Below are 519 nucleotides of genomic sequence, written 5' to 3'. Positions count from 1 at the left end.
GGTTTATGGCGGATGGTCGGCGGGTGGACTTGGTGGGGGATGATGTGCTGGGGGCGTTGGCTGGTGGGGCTGTGTCCACGGGCGTTTCGGCGGGTGGTTCGCTGGTGGGGGCGTCGACGACGGAGGCGGCGTTGCGGTGGGGCGCCGATACGACCCTCCCCGAACTGCTCCATCGTTCACCAGTCGTCCAGGAACCCGTGTACGCGATCTTGCCGCCCATGTCGGAGGATGCTGTCGCCCACTGGCTACAAGCCGCGTCCGACCATCCGCTGACGGTCTCGAACACGCTGCCGCAGACCTACGCTGACATGACTGTTGTGCAGTTCCCACCGGGCACCGGCCGGGACGCCTCCACCGTGCTGAACGTGGATTCGGCGGCGGTGACCGTCGCCGTTGTCGACCCGTCGACTGAGATTGACCTGATGGTCGAGGACTGGCCAGAGCCCGGCTCGACGTTTGTGACGCTTCGCCATGATTCTTCGGACCCGCCGGATTCCGCGCCGGTTGTCGGCAGCCCAG

At 66.7% G+C, this 519-nt stretch carries 1 protein-coding gene; it reads left to right on the top strand.

All coding sequences use genetic code 11. The features are described 5' to 3' along the window. Positions 1-23: 23 nt before the first annotated feature. On the top strand, positions 24-519 hold a 496-nt coding region (locus MJ797_RS16955), incomplete at its 3' end, for a hypothetical protein (RefSeq protein ID WP_239335972.1).

The sequence above is a fragment of the Protofrankia sp. CiP3 genome, assembly GCF_917627345.1.
In the GTDB taxonomy this organism is placed as follows: Bacteria; Actinomycetota; Actinomycetes; order Frankiales; family Frankiaceae; genus Protofrankia.
Note: the sequence above shows the minus strand (reverse complement) of the source record. Positions and strands in the feature narration are given on the sequence as shown.